Here is a 24,766-nt window from a genome sequence, read left to right as displayed (position 1 = left end):
CCACGTCAATCCCCGAATTCGTACCAGGAGTCCCACCGTTGATGTCGCCTCATCCGTCTGACCGCAGTAGTGGACGTCCGCCCACACTGCGCGAAATCGCAGACAGGGCCGGGGTCCACATCTCGACAGCGTCGCGCGTTCTACGGCAAGCCGAACCCGTCGACGGGTGGTCCGACTCGGCTCGGCGCGTGCGCCAAGTTGCCGAAGACCTTGGCTACCAACCTAATCTGTGGGCGGCCAGCCTGCGAACACGCAAAACCACGACGATCGGCGTGGTCATGCCGAGACTCACCGACGGCGTCGTCGCCACCATGTTCGAAGGCATCGAAGAGGCAGCGACTGCCGCCGGCTATTCGGTTCTGCTCTCCAGCCCACCCGATGCCGTGGATGCACAACGCAAAGCCGTCGAGTTCCTGATCAGCCGCCAGGTCGACGGCCTCATGCTCAGCAGTATCCACCTGCCGGGCACCGATTTTGTCGAGTCTCTCCTGGCTCGGTCGCTCCCGGTTCTGCTCCTCAACCGACACGTCGACGTCGGACTCCCCTATGTCAGCGGCGATGATCGCCGCGGTGGGTATCTCGCCGGAAAACACCTGCTCGACTGCGGTTATCGAGACCTCGGGATAATTGCCGGACCCGACCATGCCAGCACTTCCCGCGAGCGCGTCGCCGGATTCCGGGATGCACTCACCGAAGCCGGGCTGGAACTGCCGGCGAGCCGGATTGTTGCATCGGACTTCGAGGTGGACGGCGGTGTGCGCGCCGCAGCCAGATTGCTCGGCGGCACAACGCGTCCCGACGCGATCTTCACAGTCAGTGACACCATCGCCATCGGTGTTCTCGGCGTTGCCCGCGACCTTGGCCTGAGCATTCCCGACGACCTTGCGCTGGTGGGCTACAACGACATTCCTGTCGTCTCGCAACTACCCGTCCCGCTCACGACGGTACGGTCACCCGCCCGCAAGATCGGTGCGACCGGAGTCGGTCACCTGCTATTCCTCATCGGAGGAAAGAGCGTCGAATCGGTGAGACTGCCGGTCGAACTAATCGTGCGGGCGTCGACCCGGACTCGTTGAGCTCTACCAAACTTCGGATTCGCTGATTCCCAACTGACGCGCGTAACGCGCGTTCAAATCATCCCACCCGTAGTCACGCGCCTTGGCTCCCACGACGGGACCGAACGGCGAACCGGCGAGCAGTGCGTCCAGCACGTCGAAGCACAGATGCCAGCCTGCCGCCAAGGCCGAAGCCATGCCCTCGGCCCGCGAACGCTGCGTCAGCACAACGTGCGTACCGCCCTCGACGGAGGTGAGTTCCCAGATCAATTCGTCTGGGCCCCATTCATGTTCGAGTCGGCGAGCCTCTTCTGCCACCCGCACGGACACCGGCAATGACATGTCCGGGGTTCCGTCTTCCGAAAGCATGATGATGACTGCTTCGCCGACACTGCTCAGATCACGATCAGCCGTGTACGGCGACCATTGCGCCAACATTTCCGGATCGGTTACCGCCGCCCACACCTGGTCCACGGGGTACAGCAACGTTCGGGGGAAGGTAACGACGGTGTCGTCGCCGTCGACGCTCACCGTGACGTCGGACAGGCCACTGGGCTGATATTGCTGAGCACTCATAGTTCGATCTCACCAGGTACTATCGACAGGAGCAACCGACCACTACTTTGAGGCACGCTCCCGCATCACCAGCGTTTGAATTGTTCGCTGGTTCCAATACTTACACCAGCTAAAGACCGAACAGTTCGAATGCCTCCCGGATTGTCTGTTCCACGACGGGAAATTTCGCCACAGCCAGATCGTGTCTGGCACCTTCGAAGTCCACCAGTCTCGTCTCCGCCGGGATCAGAGTCAGTGCCGACCGCATTTCGTCGGTGGTGGCAAATTCGTCCTTCGAACCGTGAACCACCACAACCGGTGTGCTCAACAGTGGAAGGTGCTCGATACGCAGCTTGTCGGGCTTCTTCGGCGGATGCAACGGATAGGACAGCAATATCAACCCGTCCACCACACCGGGATTCTCGGACACAAGCATCGACGCCTGGCGTCCACCGTACGAATGGCCCCCGAGAAGTAGCGGACCCTCCGTGGCGTAGTCACTACGCAGCGTTGCAACAACTTCCGCAATCCCGGCCCGATCTTCGGCAGCACGCGACGGGTGCGGCGGACCTTTCGGCCGGCGTACCCGGAATGCCAGATCGAACCGAAGAACCTGCACTCCGGCTTCGGCAAAGCCTTCGGCCGCGGCCTTGAGCAACACTGTGTCGCAGTTACTTCCAGCGCCGTGGGTGAGAGCCAACGTCGCGATCGGATCGCTGTCAGGCCGATGGAGAAATCCTTGCAGTTCACCACGATCAACCGTTTCGAGGGTACTCATGGCCTCATTCTCGTCCGGCCGTCGCGGGCCTGCTCCACCGCTGTTGTCATGCTTCCCTCGTACGCCGGTCCGTGTCCGGGAAACAGAACGCCGGCAGGTGCTGACGCAATGTTGCCCAGAGCCTCGTCCGTCGCGGTCCGGTCGTGGTTGAAGGGGCACACCAGAAACTGCGGTCCCGCCACCCGCGATGTCGCGTGGCCCGTCACCAGAGCGTCGCCCGACGCGATCACTCCCGCGCCTGGAACCAGGTACGCACTGTGCCCGTCAGTGTGTCCATGCGTCGGGATGGGGATGATGCCGCCCGGAACATCCAGGACACAGCCTTCCTTAAATGCTTGTGCCTGAGGTAGTTCCGCACCCTTCAAGGCGCCGGCGCCGATCACGTCGAACAGCCATTTCGGTGCGCCGCGGCGCCACAACAGCAACGGGGTCTTGGCCGGACCAAGTTGCTGCAGATACTCGCGCCTGGCATGAGCCACCTCCAACGGGTCCATCAGCACCGGTATGTCGCAACGGGTCAGGATGTCCGCGATGCCACCGATGTGATCGATATGGGCGTGAGTGACGAGTACTGACCGAACATCCTCGATGACGTGGCCGATCTGCTCGATCGACCGTTCCACGTCACCGCCATTGGCCGGATACCCGCCGTCGATCAGCGTCAGATCGGAACCCTCTTCTACAAGAACCCAATTGGCGTGTCCACACCGAACCAGATAGGTGTTCTCGACACGGGTGATGGACAGTTCGCGGAGCGACGGCATGCCCTACCCTACGAGTTTATTCAGCAACGCTGCAACGGCCTGCGGGGGCAGTTCGAGCATTCGCACTTGCCCCGGCACGCCATCGACGATCATTGACGGCATGGAGAGCACGCGCGCCCAATCGGGCGACACAGTCCGCGAGGCATACTCGGCCAGATCCCAGGAGTACTCGGATCTCTTTGGCTGCATGACTTCGACACACCCGTCCGACCGCTCCCTGGTAAGCAGTTGGGCCGCCACCCTGATATCTCCCGTGCTCGACGCCGGGTGTGGTCCGGGGCAGTGGACCGACTTCTTGGCCGAGTCCGGACTAGCTGTGAGCGGGATTGATCTTGTTCCCAAGTTCGTCGAACGAGCTCGTCTGCAGTATCCAGACATTTCCTTCGAGGTCGGCAGCTTCGAGGTATTGGATGCGGCGACAGAATCATTGGGCGGTGTGCTTTCCTGGTACTCGCTCATTCACCACAGTCCACAAGACATCAAGGCGCCTCTCGCCGAGTTCGCGCGCGTAATTCGGCCTGGCGGAGGTTTGTTGGTGGGCTTCTTCGAAGGAGCAACCGTAGGTCCTTTCGACCATGCCGCAACCACTGCTTTTCGATGGCCAGTGGCTGAACTCGGCCAGGAGTTGGTGACGGCAGGCTTCGAGGTGATCGAGACACATACACGAACGGGGATCGGGTACAGGCCTCACGGAGCAATCACCGCACGCCGGCAGAGCACCCCGTGACTGCGCGCGCCGTGACGGAATCCACGACAAGCGTCAGTCGCCTCAGCGTTCGAGATCGAGCCCAAGCGCTCTTCGTCTCAACCGCGTTCGCGTTGCCCCTGACAATCCGGCGCCGGATCACCGGCCCGCCAGTGCACAGGGACGGGCTCACACTCCACCCCGACGCTCACCTGCTCTTGACGTTGTCCAAGGCCCGCCCGCGACCTGCACTCTCATCCGAAGATCATGTGCTTGCGGCAGCCCGCGCCGAACTGACGAGAACAGCCAAAATGATGGCCGGTAAGCCCATCTCCATTCACACCGACGACATTCTTGTCCGGGGCGCCGACGGGCCACTACGCGCACGTCTCTACATTCCGACCCACGAGTCCGGTGCGCTTCTGGTGTTCTTTCACGGCGGAGGCTGGGTACAAGGGGGTATCGAATCACATGACGCTCCGTGTCGATTGTTGGCGGAAACGTCGGGTGCCCGCATAGTCTCGGTCGAATATCGTCTCGCCCCCGAATTCCCTTTCCCCACACCAGTCGACGATGCCTATGCCGCATATCAGGACATCATGTCGCGCGCTACGGAATTGGGTGCGGATCCTGCTCGCATTGCAGTGGGCGGTGACAGTGCGGGAGCGCATCTCGCTGCTGTCGTCGCACTCCGCGCGCGCGACGACGGCCTCACGTTGCCGGCAGCTCAACTCTTGATCTATCCGGCTACCGACTTTCACGAGAAGGCGCCGTCGCGAGCAGCATTCGCCGAGGGATTCTTCCTCACGACTGAAAACATCAACTTCTACGAGAGAACCTTTCTCGGCGTGAATGCAGATCCACTGAACCCCTGGGTATCACCGCTGCGCGCACCGAACCTGAGCGGCCTTCCGCCGACAATCGTCGTGACCGCAGGATTCGACCCACTTCGCGACGAAGGCGAGTCGTACGCACAGAAGTTGCAGGACAACGGAGTTCGTGTGATGAGCCGCCGTTACCCGGGCTTCATCCACGGGTTTGTCAACATAGTCGGCCCCAGTGCCGCGGCACGCACCGCGGTTGTGGAGATCGGCGGAATGCTGCGGGCACTGCTGAACGAAACCGCTGCCGAGACCAGCTTTCGCAATGTGCCATGATTCAGATGAGTCACTCGTCCACTACCGCGGCAACAGGAATTCCCGCACAGTGTCGACCAACGGATCAACCGAAAGCTCCGGGCTGATAGCCCGCTGGAGTCCCAAACCGATTCCGACACTCAGTATCCGAAGCGCCGCGACATCCGGATCGATTGACGGCTTCACAACGTTCGCTTCTGCCAGGTGCCGGACGACTCCTGCGATCAGGACTCGCACCTGCTCGGCACCGGACGCGATTTTCTCGCGGATCTCGTCGCTGTGACGCGAGCGGACCGAGTACTCCACTTCGAGGAGAGTCCACCGCTGGTCACCGATGGTGCGTTCGGCCCACACCGCAAACTCGCTGATGGCGTCGTCGACGCTCGATTCCGCTCCAAGTTGTTCGGTGATCTCACCGACCTTCGTCAGCCTGATTCGGCCGAGAACCTCAGCGCATAGTTCGTCTTTGTTCTTGAAGTTCGAGTAGACGGCGCCTTTGAAATATCCCGTGTCTTCGGCAATTTGATCGAGTGATGCGGCTGCATATCCACAACGCACGGCGCAGTGGGTGTTGCCCAAGCCCGACCTCAATGCCCAGGTTCAAGATGCACTGGGAACTACCGTGTACAACGCGGGCGGTTGCGAAAGCTACTTCTTCGATGTCAACGGCCGCAACAGTTTCAACTGGCCGTGGTCGTCCGGAGCCATGCGTCGACGCCTACATGATTTCGACCCGAATGCCTACAACAACACCATCACCGCGGAGCGAACCTCATGAGGATCTTCGGCAACAACTATCCGGCAATCGATCTCGCCGGCAGCGTAGTCGTCATTTCCGGCGGCGGACGCGGAATCGGCAGAGCCACAGCGCAATTGTTTGTATCTCAGGGTGCACACGTTTGCGTCGGAGACATCGAAGAGGTCACCGCTGTTGACACGGCAACGACTTTCGGCGGGCGCGGCTACGCACTCGACGTCACCTCACGGTCGTCGCGGGAAACCTTCACGGCCAAGGTGATCGAAGAGTTCGGGCACATCGACATCCTGGTCAACAATGCCGGCGTCATGCCGATCGGCGCATTTCTCGATGAGTCCGACGCCGTCAGCTGGGTCACGCTCGATGTCAACGTCTGGGGTCCGATTCACGGAATGCGCTCTATCCTAACGGGAATGGATGATCGCCGACGCGGTCACGTCGTGAATGTGGCGTCCATGGCCGGTAAGCTTCCCGTCCCGGGAATGGCCGTGTACAACGCCAGCAAGTTCGGTACTGTCGGCCTATCCGCCTCGGCGCGGGTCGAATTCGCCGATTCCGGGGTCAGCGTCAGTGCAACCCTGCCGAGCGCTGTCCGGACCGGACTGTCGTCCGGAGTCCCACTGGGCAAGGGGATGCCGACAGTCGAACCCGAGGTGGTTGCGCAGGCCGTCGTAGATTCGGTTGGCCATCGCCGAGCCGAAACTGCCGTTCCGCGTTACCTTGCCGGTTGGGACGTCATCGATGCTCTGGTTCCCGAGTGGGTGATCAATATCGGACGCCGCGTCATCGATGATCGTCGCGCCCTCACATCCGTCGATCCAGTCGGCCGCGCCGACTACGAACAGCGCGTTGCGCGGCAAGCAGAAAACGGGAAGCGCGAGAGGCCCTGAGCCGGGTAGATTTCCAACCATGTATGTCCGCCGAGAGACTCCGTCCGACCGCGAAGCCATCTATGCACTGCTGGGGGCCGCATTCGCGGATCAGGCACCGCCGGGCGAAACCCCGTACGAGATCGAACTGACGCGCCAACTCTTCGCTTCGGACGAGTACCTGCCCAAGTTGTCCTTGGTTGCCGAAGTCGCCGGCGAGATCGTCGGCTTCGTACTCGGAACCCGGGGTTGGGTCGACGGGGTAGACGCGGTGGGCTTGGGCCCGCTGGCCGTGACGCCGGGAAACCAGCGCGCGGGAGTCGGGTCGGCGTTGATGCACACGGTGATCGGCGCCGCCGACGCTCTGGACGTACCGATACTAGCGCTACTCGGCAGCACCGAGTACTACCCGCGTTTCGGTTTTGTCACCAGCACCGCGGTAGGCATCGAGTCTCCGGAAGCCGAGTGGGGTGCGCACTTTCAGATCCGCACCCTCACCACCCATCAGCCGGATCAGACGGGCACCTTCAGATACGCCGCACCGTTCGACGCTGCTTGACCGTCAGTCGAACAGTGTCGGTGATGTGCCGTCGTCGGAAGCGCTTTCGGCGGAGGCGATTTTCTTCCCACCACCCTTACGTACAACGGTCAGGGATGTCGTCCGAAGGGACAGCCTGTGCCCGTCACCGTGTTCGAGCAAGGCCATGCCCTGACGAACCTCGACTACCGTCCACGGACCCGCATGGTCGGCTGCCTGCACGAGGTCACCGGACTCCACTTCAGTTGCCATGACCCACTCCTTGTTCGTCGTGTCCTGCACGTTCTCCTTCACATTATCGACGCAACCCCGTAGCACTCGACGCGCAGGGTCGCTACGCTGCTGCCGCAACCTTCACGGCGTGACCGACTTCGGCTCGGATCGCCGCATATTCGGACGACCCCCGGAGTTCGTCGGGATCAACTCCTGTTCGAGGGAGGTCAATTTTCAGATCGAGTGCAACCTTGCCCGGCCGGCTAGTCAGAACCACAACACGCGAACCGAGAAATGCTGCCTCGTCAGCACTATGGGTAACAAAGACGCTGGTCCGCCCGGATTCGACACTGACGTTGCGAAGGTCTTCCTGGAGTCGTTCTCGGGTAAGTGCGTCCAGCGCCGCAAACGGTTCGTCCAACAGCAACAACGACGTGTCCGCCGCCAGCGCCCGCGCAATCGCTACCCTCTGCTGCTGGCCGCCGGAGATCTCCCAGATTCTGCGGTCTTCGGTTCCGTCCAATCCGACGCGGTGGAGTAGTTCTGCTCGTCGCCGCTCGCGGACGGGCTTGGCGATACCCGCGTATTTGAGTGCCAAGTCGATGTTGCCGCCCACCGACTTCCACGGAAAGAGTCGCGGTTGCTGGAACACGACTCCCGCGCTCACCCCCGGGACGGGATCCGATCCGGATACCTGAATCCTTCCACTGGAAGGATTCTCGAATCCCGCAATCAGCCGCAGCAGCGTGCTTTTACCGCACCCAGATGCGCCGACCAGAACCACGAACTCACCCGGCGGGATGTCGATGGAGACGGGCCCCACGGCAGCAACGGATTCCCTGCCGTGGCTGTATTCGTGTGACACCGTGTCAATTCGGATTGCACCCGGAAGTCCGGCCGCGAATTCCCCCTCGACTTGCCGTGGTGTCGAGTTACTGAGCAAGGACATCGGGCAGACCTCTCACATAGAGAGCGTTCTGGAAGACAGTCGGTTCGGGCACGCTCTCGATTTGTTTCTGCTCGGCCAGGAACTGCGCCGCACTCCGCAGATTCACCGCCAAGTTCCCCGGAGCACCTTCCGTGCCGAGCCATTCCGGCGAGGTGATCTGCGCCAGCGTGAGGAACACTCCCTGCTTCAATTGAGAGGCTGCGTCTTCTTTGGTGGTACCCAATTGCGCTGCAACAGCTTCCGCGGCGGCATCCGGATCGGCGACAATCGTCTCGAGCGCGCGAGCTTGAACCTGACGCCAGGAGTCCACGATCTCGGGATGATCGTTCGCAAATGACGTCGCGACTACTCCCAGGTCCAACGTCGGCTTTCCTGCAGCCGCGAGTTCGCGACTGGTGATCAATTGTGTTCCGTCCTTCCGAAGTTCGTCCAGTGTCGGCAGCCAGGTGTAGACGGCGTCGATATCGCCGCGCTGCCAAGCGGCAAGGGATGCTTGCGGTTGTAGGTCCACCAACTGAACGTCATCGACACTCAATCCAACCTGATTCAACGCGGCCAGCAGACTGTAGTGCGCAGTCGAGGCGAAGGCCGTGGCTATCTTCTTTCCACGCAGATCAGCAACGGTCTTGATGCCGGTTGCGTTACGCGCAACCAGAGCCTCGTTGTCGCCGGCCACATCGAGAACAAAGGCGACCTGATACGGAATGTTCAGCGGTGCCGAGAGTCCACGCGCGACCGAGCTCGAACCGATTGCGCCGAAGTCGATTTCACCGGCGATGAAAGCGGTGTTGACATCAGCTCCCGAATCGAATTTGGTCCATTTCACGTTGTACTCAGGCAGTGCGTCTTCGAGCCATCGATTGTTCTTGACTATCAGGTCACCACTCGGAAAGGACTGGTATGCAATGCGTATCGTCGGCTTGGACGAATCCTGACCTGATTGATCGATAGAGCACGCGCCCAATACGAGGGTGATAACTCCGATCAGTACGGCAATCGCGGTCCGGGAACCTTTGTGCCCATGTTTCTTCCGAATATTCGTCATACTTTTCCCCTCCAGGGAACGGCGCGGCGCTCTGCGGCACGCAGTAGTCCGTCGATGATTAATCCGGAGAATCCGATGGAAAAGATCCCCACCAGCACTACCGGAGTGTTGTTGTAATTGCTTGCGTCCTTGACCATTCCACCGATTCCGGGAATACCGTTGAATAGTTCCGCTGCGACCACCGATGAATACGCCATACCCACCGACAATCGAATACCGGTGAAAGTTTCGGGCAGCGCCGACGGTATGACAACATCGCGGATCACTTGCGTCCGAGACGCACCCAATGCCCTTGCTGCCTCGACCAGTCCGATCGGCGCAGCGACAACGGCGGCGGTGGTCGCCACTGCCGTCGGAGGGAGTGCGGCCAGCGCCAGCAACGTGATCTTGGGGGCTTCGTCGATACCGAGCCAGATCACGAGCAGGAAGAAGTACGCCAGCGGTGGCAATGCGCGCAGAAACGTCAGCCATGGTTCGAGCAGGCTCCGCAGCCATGTCACCGATCCCATGGCCAACCCGAGAATCACGCCGAGTCCGACGCCGATGATCACGCCGACCAACACGCGGCGCAGTGTCATGTACAGGTGCTCCCACAGCAGATAGCCCTGGTAGCCGCGCACACCGTCGTGCGTGGTCACCGAGTTCACGAACGCACGCCACACTGTGCTCGGAAACGGAACGAAGATCTCACTCCATGTGCCGCTCGCTGCAGCGACCTGCCATAACGCCAGAAAAACGATCACGGACAGCACCGGCAACCCGACGGTTGCCCACCCCGAAGTCCATGATCGAGTTGGACCACGATCCACTACCCGGACAGGTACCGGTTCTACTGTTTCGACAGAAGTCGACATCGCCATTTCTTCCTTGACGTACTGAGATTCCGGCACACATGCAGAAATGCATGAGATGCATGTGCAATAACAGGCGCGCACAGAAGGCGCCATTCTCACTTACGGAGATCGGAAAGGAATCAACGGCAACAGCAGTTGGCACCAAGACGGCACAGATCGACGGCGATGCGTCGTGTCAGTGGCGTCGTGGGCATGGGCTAAGTAGTACCGGTATCGGCAATTACCCGCAAATGCGAGGGAAATAGGTTCCCCCAGAAAAATGGCTTCTCGAGCGAAATGCGCGCAGAACCTATCCGAACAAACCTGCAACAAGTTACAGTTTCGACGACGGACCACCTAAGGAGAACCCTGTGCGTTACGGACTCAGCTTGTTCACCAGCGACCGGGGCATTCGCCCTGCCGATGCCGCTGTCGCGGCCGAAGCCAGCGGGTTCGACGCCTTCTACGTCCCCGAGCACACCCACATTCCGGTGTCGCGGGATTCCGATCATCCCGGAACCCAATCCGCGGCACTGCCGGATGACCGCTACCTGCGCACCCTTGACCCGTGGGTAGCACTCGGCACTGCTGCATCGGTCACCAGCACCATTCGTTTGGGCACTTCGGTGGCCTTGCCCCTCGAACATGATCCGATCACCCTCGCGAAGACCATTGCGTCACTCGATCACCTGTCCGACGGCCGCGTCGTTTTCGGAGTCGGATTCGGTTGGAATGCAGAGGAACTCGCCGATCACGGCGTTCCGCCGAACAAGCGTCGCACCGCATTGCGGGAGTACCTCGAAGCCATGGGCGAACTGTGGTCGAAGGACGAGGCCTCGTACGAGGGCCAGTTCGTGAAATACGGCGCAAGCTGGGCCTGGCCCAAGCCGGTCCAGAAGCCGCGCCCGCCCATCCTCCTCGGCGCTGGAGCCAGCGAGAAGACATTCAAGTGGATCGCCAAGTCTGCCGACGGCTGGATCACGACCCCGATTCAGCAGGAAATCGAAGAGAACGTCACGCTACTGCGCAAGATCTGGGCGGAGGCCGGTCGCAGCGGTGAACCCGAAATCACTGTTCTTGCCGGAAAGCCGGACCCCGAGAAGCTCGCTCACTGGGAGAGCATCGGAGTAACCGAGGCGATGTTCGGAACTCCGGATAAGACGCCTGAAGAAGTTGTGGAGTACATCAAACGATTGGCCGGCAAGCTGGGCGGGTGAGGTCCCCCACATCATCTTGACCTCAAGTGCACTCGAGATCTTAACGTCGGTACAGCACACACAAAGTGCATCGACAGCAACAATCGAGTAGCGAAGGGCAGGATCCCCGTGACGACGGAACTGGTTGGACCGCAATCCGATTCAAGACCAGCGATGTCGATCCGTACCTCATTTGTCGACGCGTTCCGCAATCACCCGGCCGGCGTCGCCGTCATCACAGCCACCGGCGATGACGGCCCGGTCGGGATCACGTCGTCGTCGGTGATCTCGATCAGCGCCGATCCCGCAGTACTCGCGTTCTCGCTGCAATCTCTACGTGGATCTGCCGCCGCAATTGCGACTGCCACCAGTTTCCTTGTTCACCTTGCCCATTCCGGAAATGCGCAGCTGGCTTCGACATTTGCGACGCGCGGCGCCGTCCGGTTCGGCGACGACATGGAGTGGTCATTCCTCGAGACTGGTGAACCACTTCTACACGGCACCGGACATGCCCTGCGGGCGGTCCCGCTCAGCACAACCGCTTGCGGGTCCGCGCTCATCGTCACTGCCGAGGTTGTCGACGTCGTGACCCCGGCGCGAATTCGCTCACCCCTCGTCTATCACGACCGAGCGTATCGACACCTCGCTCCTACCCAGCCCCCTCAACCGAAAGGTGCTCAACCATGACCGAATACGTTTTGCCCCAGCTTGATTACGACTATGCAGCCCTCGAGCCGCACATTTCCGGCGAGATCATGGAACTGCATCACAGCAAGCACCATGCCACTTATGTCGCGGGCGCAAACAGTGCGATCGAGCAGTTGGCTGCGGCCCGTGAAGACGGCACCATTGCGGCCAAGGCCCCGTTGCTCAGCAAGAACCTCGCCTTCCACCTGGGTGGGCACACCAATCACTCCATCTTCTGGAAGAACCTCTCCCCCAACGGCGGTGAGCGCCCCGAGGGTGAACTGGCCGCCGCGATCGACGAGCATTTCGGTTCGTTCGACGCGTTTGTCACCCACTTCTCCGCCGTTGCAACCACTTTGCAGGGTTCGGGCTGGGCTGTGCTGGCGTACGACACGATCGGGCAGCGCCTGATCATCGAACAGCTCACCGACCAGCAGGGCAACATCAGCATCGGAATCGTGCCGCTGCTCATGCTCGACATGTGGGAGCATGCCTTCTACTTGCAGTACAAGAACGTGAAGGCCGACTATGTGAAGGCGTACTGGAACATCATCAACTGGGCAGACGTGGCGCAGCGTTATGCCGACGCCACCGCGGTCTCCCTTCTGGGCTCCGGCAAATAAGTCGAGATTGATACGGCGGTATCCGGATCAGATCCGCCGCATCACCGAAACGACCTTGCCCAGAATGGCTGCACCGTCGCCGTCGATGACCGAATAGGCGGCGTTGCGGGGCTCGAGGTAGACGTGGCCGTTGCGGCGACGGAGCACCTTCACCGTTGCCTCGCCGTCGATCATCGCGGCGACGATCTCTCCGGAATGCGCCTCCTCCTGGCGGCGCACGACAACAACATCGCCGTCGCAGATCGCGGCATCAATCATCGACTCGCCGCGCACTCGCAGCCCGAACACCGTGCCGGAGCCGACGAGTTCCCGAGGGAGTGCCAGCACCTCGTCGGCATGCTCGTCGGCGAGAATCGGTGTGCCGGCGGCAATATCGCCGACTACCGGCACCCTCACGTTGTTGTCGGACGAATGCCCCGACGTTCCGCCGGAGAGGAACGGGCGCACGTCCAACTGCCGTGTCATGGCCGTACCGCGGCGGAGGAAACCCTTTTCCTCGAGACCCTTCAGATGCTTCGACACCGACGACGTCGAGCGCAGTCCTACGGCGTCGCCAATCTGCCGGGTACTCGGCGCGCATCCGTTGGCGGCCACCCAATCTCGGATGGTCACCAGAATCCGCTGCTGGCGCGGCGGCAGGGTGGAGGCGTCGAGGCCACCGAACATGTCAATGTCGTCGTAATCGGTCACCCACGAATCGTAGTGGGATGGTGGCAACCCTTTGGTGCATGTTATCTCAGGTAACATGCACCAAAGGTGGCCGAACCGACGGCTGCGGCTCGAGCCCAAGGGGATAGCAGTGCGAGATATCAGCGGTTTGATCGCGACCTGGCGCCCCACGCTGGGCGACGCAGCACGAAACGCCTGGGGACTGTCATTCGGCGACGGCGTCGAACAACCCCAGCGCACTCCGAGCACGTTGATCAGCAGTGGCCCACATCGCGATCTGTACCGCTTCGGCGACGCCGCAGGCGCACCCGTCCTCCTCGTGCCGCCGCTGGCCGTCACCGCACACTGCTACGACCTGCGTCCGGGCCAGAGCCTCGCCGCACACCTCAGCAGCGGAGGCCATACGCCTTACGTCGTCGATTACGGCACGATGCGATATGCCGACCGCGACCTGGGATTCGAAGCCTGGGTCGACGACATACTTCCCGAAGCGATCCGGACGGTCTCCGAATTACATGACGGTGCAGCCGTTTCCGTCATCGGCTGGAGTCTCGGCGGAACCATGACCCTACTGACTGCGTCGGCGCATCCCGAACTGCCGATTGCGTCGATCACGACCATCGGCACGCCCATCGACTATACCAAAATCCCGGCCATCAGCCCACTTCGGCTGATCGGAAAGTTCACCGGCGAGCGCCCACTGACCACCGTCACCGACCTGGTGGGCGGCCTTCCCGCTCCCATCGTGCAGGCAAGCTACCGAGTGACCGCGCCGCAACGCGAGTTACTCAAACCGTGGTTTATCGCCAAAAATCTGCACAACACCGAAACGCTGGCCCGGATGGAATCGATCGACAACTTCATGGCGGAGATGCCCGGATATCCGGGCAAGGCCTTCCAACAGATCTGTGAACAGCTCATCCTGGGTAACGGCCTGCTCAATGACTCGGTCACACTGGCAGGCCGAAACATCAAGCTGGCCAACCTGAATGCACCGGTACTGTCGATCTCCGGAGCGTCGGATGTCATCGCACCGATTGCATCGGCGGTGGCGATCACGTCGGTCCTGACCGGATCGCCGTCCGTCCGATTCGAAACGGCGCCGGGCAGCCACCTCGGTCTGGTGGCCGGCCCGACGGCAAAGAACTCCACGTGGGCTTACATCGACAGCTTCTTGGAAGAAACTACGCGACAGGTTGTTTCAGCTAACTAACCGCCGATCACGGTGCCATGTCGAGCCAGCCCACAAATCCCGACGGGTCGTGGCGACCCATCACTGCATGCTCGAACATGCCCCACCCCTCGGCACCGTTGCAGGTTGCGCGCGCGATGTGGTCGATGGTGCCGTAGGGAAGCTTTCCGGTGATCGCAGGGTCGGTGAGGTCGTAGACCGACGACGAACTCCAGTTACGTCCACGCCATTCTCCGTGCGTCCAATCCGAGTCACCGCCGTAGCCGGCACCGACGTTGAGTGCGACAAAACCCAGGGTCTCGATGTCGACAACCAACGGTTCACCCGACGGTGTAGTCAGGTGTAGACGCGCGCTCTCCGGATGCCGGGTGCCGGAGCGGTACTTGATTTCCGTACGCGGCCAACCCAATTGCTCGACGCGGCCGTCACGGAAAGTTCGTGTTGCATGGCTCAGCGTCCGGTAGCCGTCCGGGCTTTCCTGCACGATCACCATGAGGGCAAAGTCGTCGAAGCGCAGCGGTACATAGGTCCACCAGTGGCCGCCGGTCGGAGTTTCGGCCATGCGACCAGCCGGATCCGGCTCGCCGACAGGCCTGATCCCCCACGAGCGGTCCCGCGTTCCCGTCCACACTGCCGGATCGACAACCAGGTCTTTGCCGCCGACATTCATTGTTCCGGACCAGCTTCCGACCTGTGCGAAGCGAGTGGCGTCGAGGATCGCGCGCGGGCCGGCCATGAGTGTGTGATGCTCCTCGAGCACCGAATCGAAGGCGCCGTTCCAGGTCATGTCGAAGGCGAGATCATCGTGTTCACAAATGACGCGGATGGTCTGCAGCGGCTTGACTACCTCGATTCGGTACCCACCCACCTCCGCCTTGGTCGACGTTTCCTCGTGCGCATCGGAAAAGCGAATAGCTACTTGGGTGTCTCCGGTACGGACCGTCGCAAATGCATCGACAACTCCGAGGTTGGGGTAAACCCCGAGTCCGGTCACCAGAAAGACGTCACCCGTACGATCGTGTGCGTTGAAGTAGCAGCGATCGTAGAAGTTTCGGTCGGTCGACGTCATGCGTGCCATCGACAACGGTGCCTGATGCACCGGGTATTCGTCGAGATCGATCGGCTTCATTTCTTCTCCCATTCGTAGGTTCCGTCAATAAGTCCGGCGAGCATCGCGTGATGCATCACGTACTCGTCGAGATTCTCCGGAGGCTGCTTCTCCCCGAAGTGGATTCGCCGTCGTTCGATCTGCGACATGACGATCCCGTGCCGCAGTGCGGCGTAGACCAGATAGAAGTCCAAGTCGCGGACGGTAACTCCCGTAGCATTTTCGTATTCCGCCACTACATCGTTGCGCCGGAACATGTCCGGTAAACCTGGCATCGAGAACTGCTCGGCCAAGTCCTGGAACTGGCGGTGAAAGAAGATGAACCAACCCAGATCCAACTCGCGCGGCGCCAACGTCGCAGATTCCCAGTCGAGCACGGCAACCGGATCTGTTCCCTGGAACATGATGTTGCCGATGCGGGCATCACCCCAGCACAGGACGTCTTCGCTGGGGTCGCTCGGCCAGTGCTCTTCGAGCCAGTCGAATGCGCTTTCCAGCACCGGAATTCGCAATCCGTCATGGCGACGGGTCCATTCGTAGTACGCGCGTTCACCCTCGAAGTGTCGACGCAGGCCCGAACTGTCGCTCAAAGTGGGCAAGTCTGCATCGATGCCGTGAATTCGCGCCAGAATGTCGACGCTGTTCGACTGAACACGCGTCCGGTCTGCGACGGCGGATTCTTGAAGCCACCCGCCGAAGACGTAGGGCGGATTGTCGACGGGGACGGCCCCCGTGACGCGGTCCATCACCAGGAACGGAGTCCCCAGGGCGTCAGCGGAGTTCTCGACCCAGCGGACGCGCGGTACCGACACGTCACTGCGCTGACGAACCGCAGTCAGGACGTCGAACTGGGCTTGGAGGTCGTAGCGGGGGAAAACCGGAAACGCCGTAGCTTCGGGCGCCAGGCGCGCCACCAACTGCGCCGTCGTCGCGACACCGTCTTCGGTCCAGTCCAAGTCGAATAATACTGAGACACTGGACATTCCCGAGTGAGTCGGACGGCTCAGGTTGTAGACGCGAACGTCGGTAGCAGTATCCAGTGTTGCGCTGAGCCAGCGCTCCAACGCAGTAGCTACAACCTCCAGATCGGTCTCGGTCGTAGTGATCGACGCTTCCGCTTCCTGCGGCATACTCGTTGTCACGATAGTGAGCTCTCCTTCGCGCTACGTACCTTCGACTGGGTCAAATTCTTGTACTGCGGGCCAAATATAGACTTGAGTTCAGCTTTATGGAAGGGTTTGGAGAAATTGGAAGTGGAGAGTCGATGTCAACGAATCAACCGATCGCCCTCAGTCGCCGTGAGCGCAACAAATACGAGACGCGTCAGCGCCTGTTGAGCGCAGCTCGAACACTCTTCGCCGAGAAGGGCGTGACAGGGACAACAATCGACGACATCGCCGAAATGGCAGATGTCTCGCGGGCAACTTTCTTCAACTACTTCCAGACCAAGGATTCACTCGTCTCCGCGTTGCACGACGGGCACATGCAGAAGTTGGCCGTCTTGATCGACGGCCTGCTCGACCAGGACCTGACAACAGCGCAGCGGGTTCGACACGTCTTCGAAGACGTCACCGATGCAACACGCCGATTCCGCATCTATCTACGCGGAGTGACCGGTGAACTCGAACGGGATCTGGCAAGCAACCAGATCAGTCAGGAAAGAACCGAACAGTTCAACGATCAAATTTTGCGAGTGCTTGAACCCGGAATCGCTGCCGGAGAAGTTCGAACGGATTTTCCGATCGAATTTCTCGCTCAGACTGTTGCAGCCGTGTATATTTCGTCGGTCCGCTACTGGCACCAGGACTCCGACTACGACATCGCCGACGGCTTCGACACCACCATGCGATTCATCGCCGAATCGATCGGACCACGCAGCGCTACCTCGTAACTCCCGCAGCCACAGCAGCCTTGTACCAATCCGGAAACTCGCTCAACAATCGTGAATAGAGTTCGGCATCGGAAACGGTATCGATGTCGTCGAGCGCAAAGAACCCCGCGTTGTCGACAATCCTGCCGTCCATGTCGTCGAGTTTCTCGAGTACGCCGTAGTTCGCTTTTCCGATTCCCACGAACTGCCAGAACGCGGGCAGCGCCGACGCCGCGCGCATGAGTTTCGCGATCTCCCGACGCTCGGAAAACCCACCGTCGGTGAAGAAGAGGACCAGCGTGGGGGTGGCGCCCGGGTTCAGACCCGACACGATCTCTGTCATGATCGGAATTTCACGATTGACTGCGCCGATCGCGTCGTAGTTGAACCCGCCGTGCTTCCCGCGCAGATGCAGATAGGTCTCGGACCAGGATTCTGCCTCGTGCACCGAGATCTCCGGAAGTTTATGGAAGCCAACCGCATACAGGTACGGCTCGAGCTTTCCGTCGTCGTCGAGCTGTATCGCGACAGGAATCATGCGCTCGACGACGCGATGCACCACCTTGGTTTTGTACTGCTTGTTCATGCTGCCGGTTTTGTCGATCACCAGGATGACTCGGGCTCTGATCCCGTTGCCGCCCTTGGTCAACAGCACCTTCGCGACTTCGCGCTTGCGGAGGTCGAGTTTTTCTCGTTTCACCATCGACAGCTTGGCTTCATCGGGGACGGTGCGAATTCCGTCGGCAGCAACCGGCGCCGGTTCTTCGTCCACTGATACACCGAAAGCTGTAACCAGGTCGGCCAGTCCTCCGTCCCAACCGGCCGAGACATTGCGGATCTTCCACGAATCGCCGCGCCGATAGATCTCGATGAGCACCGCAGCGCGTTCGGTGGTGAGACCCAATGCGGGAGCAGAAATCGGCGTACCGCCGACGGTTTGGATGGACGCACCCAGATTCGCCACAGCAGCGAGCGCTCCGGCCACATTCTGATCGAGCGATACCGCGACACTGAGCATCGTGATGTCGGCGGGCACACTCGCGACGTTGATATCGACCACTCCACCGTCACCGATACGCACGGCACCTTCCGGGGAGACCGGCTGGTTGAAGAAGATGAAGTCGGCGTCGCTGCGAACCTTGTTGCCTGCTCCGAGCTGAAAAACCATCAGATCGACACTCCCGGGAGTAGCGCCCGTGACCGCCACTCGTAGCGAGTTTCCTTCGACGACCGTGTTCGCCCCACGCACCAATTCCATGAGCAAACCCTATCGAGAACCGGTCCGGGAATAGATTCCGCCCGCTGGATGTAATACTTGTGTAAGCAATACTTGCGAGCGCAAATAAACGAGGAGAGTGACCGAGGATGAACACCGACGAACCGGTACGCAGCCGAACCTGGCGCAACCTGGTGGTCGCGCACAGCATCATCCTCGGCAAGATGGAGGCTGATCTTCGCTCCGCTACCGGACTCACGCTCGGTCAATACGACGTACTCCTGCGCTTGCACGAGGCGCCCGGTAACTCCCTACGGATGGGTGACCTCGCCGAACAAGTACTGGTCACCACCAGCGGAGTCACCCGAGTCGCGGATCGCCTGGCAGAAGCCGGGCTGGTCGAACGGATCCGCCCGGACAACGACCGTCGCGTCGTCACCATCTCACTCACCCCGGCCGGCAAGAAGACCTTGCGCGCCGCCTCTGACATCCATCGGCGAGGGATAGCGGAATACTTCGCCGATCTCATCGAACCGGAAGAACTCCCGGTCCTCGACAAGTTCTTCGGCCGCCTCGCGGCGCACCACACCAACACGGGAGATGCCTGCGACTTAGGTGTCCGGCAACTCCCCATCACCCCCACGAATCGATAGAGAGAAAAGACATGGCATTCGAACTCGGCATCTACCACTTCGGCGAGCTCACCCCCGATCCCACAACCGGCAAGATGATGAATCCCGGTGTCCACCTTCGCCATCTGGTGGAGCAGGCAACCGTCGCCGATCAGGTCGGCCTCGACGTCTTCGGCGTTGGCGAGCATCACCGGACGGACTTCGCAGTCTCGTCGCCCGCGGTAGTGCTGGCCGCGATGGCTCAGGCCACCACCTCCATCAAGCTTTCCAGCGCCGTCACGGTCCTCAGTTCCGACGATCCGGTCCGCGTGTTCCAGCAGTTCTCCACGGTCGATCTCCTCTCGGAAGGTCGCGCCGAAATCATCGCCGGCCGAGGCTCGTACACCGAGTCCTTCCCACTGTTCGGCTACGACCTGTCCCAGTACAACGAGCTCTTTACCGAGAAGCTCGATCTGCTTCTGAAGCTGCGTGACGAGAATCCGATCAACTGGGAAGGGAACCTCCGCCCCAGCCTGGTCGACGGTGACGTGACGCCGCGTCCGGATCGCCAGATCCCCGTGTGGATCGCCGTCGGCGGCACTCCCGCTTCGGTGGTTCGCGCCGCCAAGCTCGGACTCCCGTTGTCGCTGGCCATCATCGGCGGCAGCTACCAACAGTTCGAGCCCTTTGTGGACCTGTATCGCCGGGCGGCCGCCGATTTCGGCCATGACCCGAAGAACCTGAAGGTCTCGATCGCGTCGCCCGGCTTTGTCGACACCTCGAAGCAGGCTGCACTCGATACGTCGTACCCGTACTTCCAGGCCGGCTGGATGCAGAACCACCACCAGCGCGGAAACGGAGTTCCCATGCCGCGCCGGGCATACGAAGCTCAAGCCACGACGGCCGGTGCATTCTTCCTGGGCGGTCCGCAGGAGATCATCGACAAGACGATGGCGCAGTACGAACTGTTCCGTCATGACCGCATCATGATCCAGATGGGATTCGGCAACGTCCCCCAGAAGGACATGCTGCGCGCCATCGAAATCCTGGGCACCGAGGTCGCTCCCGTCGTCCGCAAGGAGATCGAATCCCTGAAAGCATCCGAGAAGTAGGACTCCACTCATGACCACTCCACTCAAAGTTGTTGCCGTCGTGGGCAACCTGCAGAAACCGTCGAAAACTCGTGCGCTGGCCGATCTCATCGTCGACACACTCGGCGATTCCGAGCAGATCGACGCCACCTTCATCGAAATCGTCGATCTGTTACCCGATTTGGCGGGCACACTCGATCGCGATCAGGTAGATCCGGCCACCGCCGACGCACTGGCTGCCGTCGAGAATGCAGACATCGTCATTGCTGCGGCGCCGGTTTTCCGGGGGTCGTATCCGGGATTGTTCAAGCATTTTTTCGATCTGGTGGATCAGTACGCGCTGGCAAACACTCCGGTGATTCTTGCTGCGACCGGCGGCAGTGATCGACACGCGCTTGTTCTCGATCACGCGTTACGCCCACTGTTCGCGTTCTTCCAAGCGTGGACGGCTCCGGTCGGAATCTATCTCAGCGCAGGCGATTTCGATGGCACCACTATTCTCAACCCCGAGGTGTTCGAACGTATCGAGATGGCTGCCCGAGACGTCCTGCCTGTCGCCCGAATGCTGGCGGATCGCGCATCGGTACCCGCATGACAACTCGATCGACGCCCGCCGGCCGACGCATGGTCGAGCAACTGAGACAGGTCCACGAACCACTGCGGGCCGATGTCGAGGTTCTCGAGCAGGCGCTGGTACTGCTGGCCGACGAAACAGCCGACCGTTCATCGATTCCGGACATGATTTCCGGACTCACCATCGCCGATTTTGTGTGGCAACTGCGTGTCAACTGCGATTTCTACTGCAATACCTTGACGCTTCATCACACGATCGAAGATCAACGGATGTTCCCCGTCATGACGCGGAATTTTCCCGAACTCGCACCGGCAGTCGAGCGGTTGCAATCCGAGCACAAGGCTGTCGGCGAGATCGTCTCGGAGGCAAAGAGAGCGTCACTGCAGTTGAGCACCGATCCGACAACTGTCGAGCGTGCCCGTGCTGCCTTCACCGAACTGGCCGATCACATGCAGTCCCATCTCGATTTCGAGGAGGCAACACTGTTTCCGTACTTCCGGAAGATGGATCACGATTGGCACTACGGCTGACCTCGCAAAGCCTCAATGAATCTTCGGGACAATCGCAGTAGCGTCGAGTAGGAACCCCCTTGTCAGGAGATCCTCATGACCAGTTCGGAACAACCTATCCAGCCTGCCATCCCCCGGAACCCCGAACGTCCACCCGTTAATGCCGGGTGGGCAGTGGCGTCTCTGCTCTTCTTCTGGCCGCTGGCCTTCGCGGCATTCACACATGCCTTCAACGTCTATCCGTTGTGGGCCGACGGCGATGTGGCGGGCTCGCGCTACGCGTCGGATCGAGTGAAACGACTGGGGCAGATATCGCTGATCATCGCCGGTGCACTGCTTCTGCTCGTGTGCATTCTCTACGCGATTGCTGCAATCGTGTGGGTCGCAAACGGCGACGACTCCATGATGTATCACCGCAGATACATGGGTTAACGCATCACCCGATCCGTGAACTCCATCGTCTGGTCGATCGATGCCATCAACGATCGACTGTGGGAGACGCCGTCAATTTGCTGATATTCGAATTGTGTTCCGCGGATACGCAAATCGGCGATCTGCGCCCAGGTGAGCGGAATGGGTACCGTCGTGTCGGACGTGGATTGAACGATACGCAAGGGCCGGTCATACCCGTCGACGGGCACTTGCAGCATGGAACGCAGGAGGTCGTGCATGCGTGGCGTCCATAGTGATTGAGCAAACAGCGACCCCAATTGAATGCGTTCGGCGGCAACTGCGCGCCCCAGATCAGCGGCACAGACCGTCGCCGCCTTCTCCATCCACGAAACTCCGAGTGGCGAAAGGTACTGGCGAACATTCTCTTCCGGCCGTTGATCGTCGATGCCGGCGAGAACGTACAGCGCATACCCTACAAGGCCCGTAATACCCAGATCGGGAAACAGCGGACCCCCGAGCGGGAAGAGCCCTTCCATGTGGGTGGGTCCGGCAACAACAACAGTTCCACGGAAGTCCAATTCCGTTGCGCGAGAGCTTGCTTCGTGGCCGGCGAAATACGCCGCGTGTCCTCCTTGTGAGAAGCCCGCCACCATCCAGCGGTCGTCGAGAACGTCTCCGTACACCTCGTGCGCGGCTCGAACAATGTCGACGGCATTGGCGCCCGCGGCGTGACCGTCAAGGTAAGCAAGGGTTCCTTCGGTTCCCATCCCGGAGTAGTCGGTGGCAACAACCGCGTAGCCCGCGGCCAGCCATCGTTCGATGGGTTCGCGTTCCACCACATCGAAACCCGTTGCCGAAGGCGCGCAGGGATCTGCGATGCCTACTGTTCCGTGTGCGTACGAAATCACCGGCCAACCGCCCGGCGGCGGCGTCCCTTCGGGAAGAAATATCGAACCTGACGAGATCCCGGGACGATCCGCTGTGCGCAGCGTTCGGTAGACAACCCGTTCCGAGACGGCGGCTCCGGCCGGTAGGACGCTCGGCTCGAGAGGCGCGCGCGAGATGACCGATCCGGCAATCGGCTCATCTGCGGTGGCAACTCCCAGGTTGACCAACAACATCGTGCACACGACGGCCAAACCTCCGGCTAACCGACTGGAACGGACCATATTGATTTCTCCTCGACGTGTCGCCGCCCGTACGAACCTTCATCATCGACCAACCGTCGACTGAAAATGCCGGTTTTTCTCGGATAACTCCGATCTCGCAGTACTGAGCGTCACTCAGTAGTGTGGGTTTAGACCACCCTTCGACCAATGACGGCGCACTCGATACGGAGTCCGAACAGATGAGCATCGAACACCTCGACGTAGTGATTGTCGGCGCCGGACTGTCCGGCATCGGTGCGGCCTATCGCCTCCAGACCGAGCTTCCCGGAAAATCCTACGCAATTCTCGAAGCCCGCTCGAACAGCGGCGGAACCTGGGATCTGTTCAAGTACCCCGGCATTCGCTCGGACTCCGACATGTTCACCCTCGGCTATCCGTTCCGTCCGTGGACGGACGCCAAGGCAATTGCCGACGGTCCGTCGATCCTTCGATACGTCCGCGACACCGCCCGGGAGAACGGTATCGATCAAAAAATCCGGTACAACCAGAAGGTGGTAGCGGCGTCGTGGTCCTCCGAGACCGCGACCTGGACGGCCACCATCTCCAGCGGCGATCGTATTCACGTTCTGACCTGCAATTTTCTGTATCTCTGCAGTGGGTACTACAGCTATGACTCCGGGTACACACCAGACTTCCCGGGACTCGAGACGTTTGGCGGGACGGTTGTCCATCCGCAGTTCTGGCCGAAGGATCTCGATTACGCCGACAAGAAGGTTGTTGTCATCGGAAGTGGCGCTACCGCAGTCACTTTGGTTCCGACGATGTCGCGCACAGCCGAACACGTCACGATGCTGCAGCGGTCCCCGTCGTACATCCTGTCTCTTCCGTCGAGCGACAAGATTGCTGATTCCGTCCGCAAGATCTTGCCGGCCAAGCTGGCACACAGCATAGTTCGATGGAAAAGCGTTCTGATCAATCTCGGGTTCTACCAACTGTGTCGCCGCAGCCCGGCACGTGCCAAGAAGATCCTCAGCTTGGCAGCCAAGAGGCAACTCCCCCAGGATGTTCCGCTCGATCCACATTTCACGCCGACGTACGATCCGTGGGATCAGCGCCTGTGCGTCGTCCCCGACGGGGATCTGTTCAAGGCCCTTCGATCCGGTAAGGCGTCCATCGCGACGGATACCATCGACACCTTCACCGAGACTGGAATAAGACTCGCGTCAGGCACCGAACTGGAGGCCGACATCATCGTCACGGCAACAGGTTTGAAGATGGAAGCCTGCGGCGGCATGACCATCGAGGTGGACGGCGAGGCGGTGACGTTGGGCGAGCGGTACGTGTACAAGGGCATGATGATCAGCGGAGTTCCGAACTTTGCCCTGTGCGTCGGATATACCAACGCGTCGTGGACGTTACGGGCAGATCTGACATCGATGTACGTGTGTCGGCTACTGTCGGAGATGAAGAAGCGCGATCATACGACGTGCATTCCCCAGGTGAACGAGGAGATGGATCAGCGGCCCATTCTTGATCTTGCATCCGGATACGTGATGCGCGCCGTCGATCAGTTTCCGAAGCAGGGTTCGCAATCGCCGTGGAACATGCGTCAGAATTACATTCTGGACCGGCTTCACTCCACCTTGGGGGACCTGGGCGACCATATGGAGTTCTCGGGTCCGGCGTCTCCCGCCCTCACAGCAGTCACCGAACCGTTCGGTAGGGTTACCGGATAATTCCA

At 60.7% G+C, this 24,766-nt stretch carries 29 protein-coding genes and 1 pseudogene; 17 read left to right on the top strand and 13 right to left on the bottom strand.

Annotated features, from left to right (window positions below; translation table 11 throughout):
• Positions 1 to 41 precede the first annotated feature (41 nt).
• The gene (locus tag MTX36_RS00850; protein ID WP_243617882.1) at positions 42 to 1,076 is read left to right on the top strand and encodes a LacI family DNA-binding transcriptional regulator; all 1,035 of its coding nucleotides are present in this window, start codon (positions 42 to 44) and stop codon (positions 1,074 to 1,076) included.
• Between the two features lie 3 nt (positions 1,077 to 1,079).
• On the opposite strand, the gene MTX36_RS00845 is transcribed toward MTX36_RS00850, so the two are convergent.
• The 3 genes from MTX36_RS00845 to MTX36_RS00835 form a co-directional block, all read right to left on the bottom strand.
• Positions 1,080 to 1,631, bottom strand: coding sequence for an SRPBCC family protein (locus tag MTX36_RS00845; protein ID WP_243617881.1), 552 nt, complete (start codon positions 1,629 to 1,631; stop codon positions 1,080 to 1,082).
• A 109-nt stretch (positions 1,632 to 1,740) separates the two neighbouring features.
• Positions 1,741 to 2,388, bottom strand: a complete 648-nt coding sequence (locus MTX36_RS00840) for an alpha/beta family hydrolase (RefSeq protein WP_243617880.1) — start codon at positions 2,386 to 2,388, stop codon at positions 1,741 to 1,743.
• The gene (locus MTX36_RS00835) at positions 2,385 to 3,152 is read right to left on the bottom strand and encodes an MBL fold metallo-hydrolase (protein ID WP_243617879.1); all 768 of its coding nucleotides are present in this window, start codon (positions 3,150 to 3,152) and stop codon (positions 2,385 to 2,387) included. The genes MTX36_RS00840 and MTX36_RS00835 overlap by 4 nt, the downstream gene beginning before the upstream one ends.
• Before the next feature lie 100 nt (positions 3,153 to 3,252).
• Between MTX36_RS00835 and MTX36_RS00830 the strand changes: the two genes are divergently transcribed.
• Entirely contained in the window at positions 3,253 to 3,879 is a 627-nt protein-coding gene (locus tag MTX36_RS00830; RefSeq protein WP_243617878.1) for a class I SAM-dependent methyltransferase, read from the top strand.
• Positions 3,876 to 4,994: an alpha/beta hydrolase gene (locus MTX36_RS00825; RefSeq protein WP_243617877.1), complete on the top strand. Its 1,119-nt coding sequence runs from the start codon at positions 3,876 to 3,878 to the stop codon at positions 4,992 to 4,994. Before MTX36_RS00830 ends, MTX36_RS00825 begins: the two co-directional genes overlap by 4 nt.
• A gap of 21 nt (positions 4,995 to 5,015) precedes the next feature.
• Here MTX36_RS00825 and MTX36_RS00820 read toward each other — a convergent pair whose 3' ends face one another.
• A complete protein-coding gene (locus tag MTX36_RS00820) occupies positions 5,016 to 5,552 on the bottom strand; it encodes a TetR/AcrR family transcriptional regulator (protein ID WP_243617876.1) in 537 nt (178 codons plus the stop codon).
• A gap of 10 nt (positions 5,553 to 5,562) precedes the next feature.
• Here MTX36_RS00820 and MTX36_RS00815 point away from each other — a divergent pair.
• The 3 genes and pseudogenes from MTX36_RS00815 to MTX36_RS00805 all read left to right on the top strand — a co-directional run.
• Positions 5,563 to 5,751: pseudogene (locus MTX36_RS00815) on the top strand (cyclohexanone monooxygenase); the annotation flags it as partial.
• The gene (locus MTX36_RS00810; RefSeq protein ID WP_243617875.1) at positions 5,748 to 6,620 is read left to right on the top strand and encodes an SDR family oxidoreductase; all 873 of its coding nucleotides are present in this window, start codon (positions 5,748 to 5,750) and stop codon (positions 6,618 to 6,620) included. The pseudogene MTX36_RS00815 and the gene MTX36_RS00810, both read left to right, overlap by 4 nt.
• A gap of 19 nt (positions 6,621 to 6,639) precedes the next feature.
• Positions 6,640 to 7,158 carry a GNAT family N-acetyltransferase gene (locus MTX36_RS00805; RefSeq protein WP_243617874.1) on the top strand — a complete coding sequence of 173 codons (519 nt, stop codon included), beginning with the start codon at positions 6,640 to 6,642 and terminating at the stop codon, positions 7,156 to 7,158.
• A gap of 3 nt (positions 7,159 to 7,161) precedes the next feature.
• On the opposite strand, the gene MTX36_RS00800 is transcribed toward MTX36_RS00805, so the two are convergent.
• From MTX36_RS00800 to MTX36_RS00785, 4 genes are all read right to left on the bottom strand, one after another.
• On the bottom strand, positions 7,162 to 7,389 hold the full coding sequence (locus tag MTX36_RS00800; protein ID WP_243617873.1) for a hypothetical protein: 228 nt from the start codon (positions 7,387 to 7,389) through the stop codon (positions 7,162 to 7,164).
• An 82-nt stretch (positions 7,390 to 7,471) separates the two neighbouring features.
• Positions 7,472 to 8,299 carry an ABC transporter ATP-binding protein gene (locus tag MTX36_RS00795; RefSeq protein WP_243617872.1) on the bottom strand — a complete coding sequence of 276 codons (828 nt, stop codon included), beginning with the start codon at positions 8,297 to 8,299 and terminating at the stop codon, positions 7,472 to 7,474.
• Positions 8,283 to 9,344, bottom strand: coding sequence for an ABC transporter substrate-binding protein (locus MTX36_RS00790; protein ID WP_243617871.1), 1,062 nt, complete (start codon positions 9,342 to 9,344; stop codon positions 8,283 to 8,285). Before MTX36_RS00790 ends, MTX36_RS00795 begins: the two co-directional genes overlap by 17 nt.
• Positions 9,341 to 10,198, bottom strand: a complete 858-nt coding sequence (locus tag MTX36_RS00785; RefSeq protein WP_243617870.1) for an ABC transporter permease — start codon at positions 10,196 to 10,198, stop codon at positions 9,341 to 9,343. The genes MTX36_RS00790 and MTX36_RS00785 overlap by 4 nt, the downstream gene beginning before the upstream one ends.
• 350 nt (positions 10,199 to 10,548) lie before the next feature.
• On the opposite strand from MTX36_RS00785, the gene MTX36_RS00780 reads away from it, so the two are divergent.
• The 3 genes from MTX36_RS00780 (at position 10,549) to MTX36_RS00770 (ending at position 12,683) form a co-directional block, all read left to right on the top strand.
• Positions 10,549 to 11,394: an LLM class F420-dependent oxidoreductase gene (locus MTX36_RS00780; RefSeq protein WP_243617869.1), complete on the top strand. Its 846-nt coding sequence runs from the start codon at positions 10,549 to 10,551 to the stop codon at positions 11,392 to 11,394.
• A gap of 153 nt (positions 11,395 to 11,547) precedes the next feature.
• Complete coding sequence (locus tag MTX36_RS00775) at positions 11,548 to 12,060, top strand: flavin reductase (protein WP_243617868.1); 513 nt, start codon at positions 11,548 to 11,550, stop codon at positions 12,058 to 12,060.
• Positions 12,057 to 12,683 (top strand): superoxide dismutase, encoded by a 627-nt coding sequence (locus MTX36_RS00770; RefSeq protein WP_243617867.1) that lies wholly within the window; start codon positions 12,057 to 12,059, stop codon positions 12,681 to 12,683. The genes MTX36_RS00775 and MTX36_RS00770 overlap by 4 nt, the downstream gene beginning before the upstream one ends.
• A 27-nt stretch (positions 12,684 to 12,710) precedes the next feature.
• On the opposite strand, the gene lexA is transcribed toward MTX36_RS00770, so the two are convergent.
• Positions 12,711 to 13,373 (bottom strand): transcriptional repressor LexA, encoded by a 663-nt coding sequence (gene lexA, locus MTX36_RS00765; RefSeq protein WP_094269931.1) that lies wholly within the window; start codon positions 13,371 to 13,373, stop codon positions 12,711 to 12,713.
• Between the two features lie 109 nt (positions 13,374 to 13,482).
• On the opposite strand from lexA, the gene MTX36_RS00760 reads away from it, so the two are divergent.
• Positions 13,483 to 14,565, top strand: a complete 1,083-nt coding sequence (locus MTX36_RS00760; RefSeq protein ID WP_243617865.1) for an alpha/beta hydrolase — start codon at positions 13,483 to 13,485, stop codon at positions 14,563 to 14,565.
• Positions 14,566 to 14,572: 7 nt separating this feature from the next.
• Here the strand turns inward: MTX36_RS00760 and MTX36_RS00755 are convergent, their stop codons facing one another.
• Together MTX36_RS00755 and MTX36_RS00750 are read right to left on the bottom strand one after the other, a co-directional pair.
• Positions 14,573 to 15,673: a hypothetical protein gene (locus tag MTX36_RS00755; protein ID WP_243617864.1), complete on the bottom strand. Its 1,101-nt coding sequence runs from the start codon at positions 15,671 to 15,673 to the stop codon at positions 14,573 to 14,575.
• On the bottom strand, positions 15,670 to 16,794 hold the full coding sequence (locus MTX36_RS00750) for a phosphotransferase family protein (protein ID WP_243617863.1): 1,125 nt from the start codon (positions 16,792 to 16,794) through the stop codon (positions 15,670 to 15,672). The genes MTX36_RS00755 and MTX36_RS00750 overlap by 4 nt, the downstream gene beginning before the upstream one ends.
• Positions 16,795 to 16,916: 122 nt before the next feature.
• Here MTX36_RS00750 and MTX36_RS00745 point away from each other — a divergent pair, with 122 nt between their 5' ends.
• Positions 16,917 to 17,543 carry a TetR/AcrR family transcriptional regulator gene (locus MTX36_RS00745; protein WP_243617862.1) on the top strand — a complete coding sequence of 209 codons (627 nt, stop codon included), beginning with the start codon at positions 16,917 to 16,919 and terminating at the stop codon, positions 17,541 to 17,543.
• Here MTX36_RS00745 and MTX36_RS00740 read toward each other — a convergent pair.
• A complete protein-coding gene (locus MTX36_RS00740; RefSeq protein ID WP_243617861.1) occupies positions 17,533 to 18,780 on the bottom strand; it encodes a VWA domain-containing protein in 1,248 nt (415 codons plus the stop codon). The genes MTX36_RS00745 and MTX36_RS00740 overlap by 11 nt on opposite strands.
• 107 nt (positions 18,781 to 18,887) lie before the next feature.
• Between MTX36_RS00740 and MTX36_RS00735 the strand changes: the two genes are divergently transcribed.
• From MTX36_RS00735 to MTX36_RS00715, 5 genes are all read left to right on the top strand, one after another.
• Entirely contained in the window at positions 18,888 to 19,391 is a 504-nt protein-coding gene (locus tag MTX36_RS00735) for a MarR family winged helix-turn-helix transcriptional regulator (protein ID WP_169632940.1), read from the top strand.
• An 11-nt stretch (positions 19,392 to 19,402) separates the two neighbouring features.
• Complete coding sequence (locus tag MTX36_RS00730) at positions 19,403 to 20,461, top strand: LLM class flavin-dependent oxidoreductase (protein WP_243617860.1); 1,059 nt, start codon at positions 19,403 to 19,405, stop codon at positions 20,459 to 20,461.
• Positions 20,462 to 20,471: 10 nt separating this feature from the next.
• Positions 20,472 to 21,035 (top strand): FMN reductase, encoded by a 564-nt coding sequence (gene msuE / locus MTX36_RS00725; protein ID WP_243617859.1) that lies wholly within the window; start codon positions 20,472 to 20,474, stop codon positions 21,033 to 21,035.
• On the top strand, positions 21,032 to 21,544 hold the full coding sequence (locus tag MTX36_RS00720) for a hemerythrin domain-containing protein (protein WP_243617858.1): 513 nt from the start codon (positions 21,032 to 21,034) through the stop codon (positions 21,542 to 21,544). Before msuE ends, MTX36_RS00720 begins: the two co-directional genes overlap by 4 nt.
• A gap of 75 nt (positions 21,545 to 21,619) precedes the next feature.
• On the top strand, positions 21,620 to 21,955 hold the full coding sequence (locus tag MTX36_RS00715; protein ID WP_243617857.1) for a CD225/dispanin family protein: 336 nt from the start codon (positions 21,620 to 21,622) through the stop codon (positions 21,953 to 21,955).
• Here MTX36_RS00715 and MTX36_RS00710 read toward each other — a convergent pair.
• Positions 21,952 to 23,085 carry a lipase family protein gene (locus MTX36_RS00710; protein WP_243617856.1) on the bottom strand — a complete coding sequence of 378 codons (1,134 nt, stop codon included), beginning with the start codon at positions 23,083 to 23,085 and terminating at the stop codon, positions 21,952 to 21,954. The two genes, MTX36_RS00715 and MTX36_RS00710, sit on opposite strands and share 4 nt — an antisense overlap.
• Before the next feature lie 179 nt (positions 23,086 to 23,264).
• On the opposite strand from MTX36_RS00710, the gene MTX36_RS00705 reads away from it, so the two are divergent.
• Positions 23,265 to 24,761, top strand: coding sequence for an NAD(P)/FAD-dependent oxidoreductase (locus tag MTX36_RS00705; RefSeq protein WP_243617855.1), 1,497 nt, complete (start codon positions 23,265 to 23,267; stop codon positions 24,759 to 24,761).
• The last annotated feature ends 5 nt before the right edge of the window (positions 24,762 to 24,766 follow it).

The sequence above is a fragment of the Rhodococcus sp. ARC_M6 genome (assembly GCF_022810305.1).
Taxonomy (GTDB): domain Bacteria; phylum Actinomycetota; class Actinomycetes; order Mycobacteriales; family Mycobacteriaceae; genus Rhodococcus_F.
Note: the sequence above shows the minus strand (reverse complement) of the source record. Positions and strands in the feature narration are given on the sequence as shown.

What these genes read in the sequence shown, in the direction of transcription:
- MTX36_RS00800 (WP_243617873.1), bottom strand. Translation starts at nt 7,389, where the DNA reads ATGGCAACTGAAGTGGAGTCCGGTGACCTCGTGCAGGCAGCCGACCAT.
- MTX36_RS00805 (WP_243617874.1), top strand. Translation starts at nt 6,640, where the DNA reads ATGTATGTCCGCCGAGAGACTCCGTCCGACCGCGAAGCCATCTATGCA.
- MTX36_RS00790 (WP_243617871.1), bottom strand. Translation starts at nt 9,344, where the DNA reads ATGACGAATATTCGGAAGAAACATGGGCACAAAGGTTCCCGGACCGCG.
- MTX36_RS00830 (WP_243617878.1), top strand. Translation starts at nt 3,253, where the DNA reads ATGGAGAGCACGCGCGCCCAATCGGGCGACACAGTCCGCGAGGCATAC.
- MTX36_RS00755 (WP_243617864.1), bottom strand. Translation starts at nt 15,673, where the DNA reads ATGAAGCCGATCGATCTCGACGAATACCCGGTGCATCAGGCACCGTTG.
- MTX36_RS00850 (WP_243617882.1), top strand. Translation starts at nt 42, where the DNA reads ATGTCGCCTCATCCGTCTGACCGCAGTAGTGGACGTCCGCCCACACTG.
- MTX36_RS00745 (WP_243617862.1), top strand. Translation starts at nt 16,917, where the DNA reads ATGTCAACGAATCAACCGATCGCCCTCAGTCGCCGTGAGCGCAACAAA.
- MTX36_RS00715 (WP_243617857.1), top strand. Translation starts at nt 21,620, where the DNA reads ATGACCAGTTCGGAACAACCTATCCAGCCTGCCATCCCCCGGAACCCC.
- MTX36_RS00785 (WP_243617870.1), bottom strand. Translation starts at nt 10,198, where the DNA reads ATGTCGACTTCTGTCGAAACAGTAGAACCGGTACCTGTCCGGGTAGTG.
- msuE (WP_243617859.1), top strand. Translation starts at nt 20,472, where the DNA reads ATGACCACTCCACTCAAAGTTGTTGCCGTCGTGGGCAACCTGCAGAAA.
- MTX36_RS00730 (WP_243617860.1), top strand. Translation starts at nt 19,403, where the DNA reads ATGGCATTCGAACTCGGCATCTACCACTTCGGCGAGCTCACCCCCGAT.
- MTX36_RS00840 (WP_243617880.1), bottom strand. Translation starts at nt 2,388, where the DNA reads ATGAGTACCCTCGAAACGGTTGATCGTGGTGAACTGCAAGGATTTCTC.
- MTX36_RS00705 (WP_243617855.1), top strand. Translation starts at nt 23,265, where the DNA reads ATGAGCATCGAACACCTCGACGTAGTGATTGTCGGCGCCGGACTGTCC.
- MTX36_RS00720 (WP_243617858.1), top strand. Translation starts at nt 21,032, where the DNA reads ATGACAACTCGATCGACGCCCGCCGGCCGACGCATGGTCGAGCAACTG.
- MTX36_RS00845 (WP_243617881.1), bottom strand. Translation starts at nt 1,631, where the DNA reads ATGAGTGCTCAGCAATATCAGCCCAGTGGCCTGTCCGACGTCACGGTG.
- MTX36_RS00810 (WP_243617875.1), top strand. Translation starts at nt 5,748, where the DNA reads ATGAGGATCTTCGGCAACAACTATCCGGCAATCGATCTCGCCGGCAGC.
- MTX36_RS00775 (WP_243617868.1), top strand. Translation starts at nt 11,548, where the DNA reads ATGTCGATCCGTACCTCATTTGTCGACGCGTTCCGCAATCACCCGGCC.
- MTX36_RS00740 (WP_243617861.1), bottom strand. Translation starts at nt 18,780, where the DNA reads ATGGAATTGGTGCGTGGGGCGAACACGGTCGTCGAAGGAAACTCGCTA.
- MTX36_RS00710 (WP_243617856.1), bottom strand. Translation starts at nt 23,085, where the DNA reads ATGGTCCGTTCCAGTCGGTTAGCCGGAGGTTTGGCCGTCGTGTGCACG.
- MTX36_RS00795 (WP_243617872.1), bottom strand. Translation starts at nt 8,299, where the DNA reads ATGTCCTTGCTCAGTAACTCGACACCACGGCAAGTCGAGGGGGAATTC.
- MTX36_RS00770 (WP_243617867.1), top strand. Translation starts at nt 12,057, where the DNA reads ATGACCGAATACGTTTTGCCCCAGCTTGATTACGACTATGCAGCCCTC.
- MTX36_RS00835 (WP_243617879.1), bottom strand. Translation starts at nt 3,152, where the DNA reads ATGCCGTCGCTCCGCGAACTGTCCATCACCCGTGTCGAGAACACCTAT.
- MTX36_RS00735 (WP_169632940.1), top strand. Translation starts at nt 18,888, where the DNA reads ATGAACACCGACGAACCGGTACGCAGCCGAACCTGGCGCAACCTGGTG.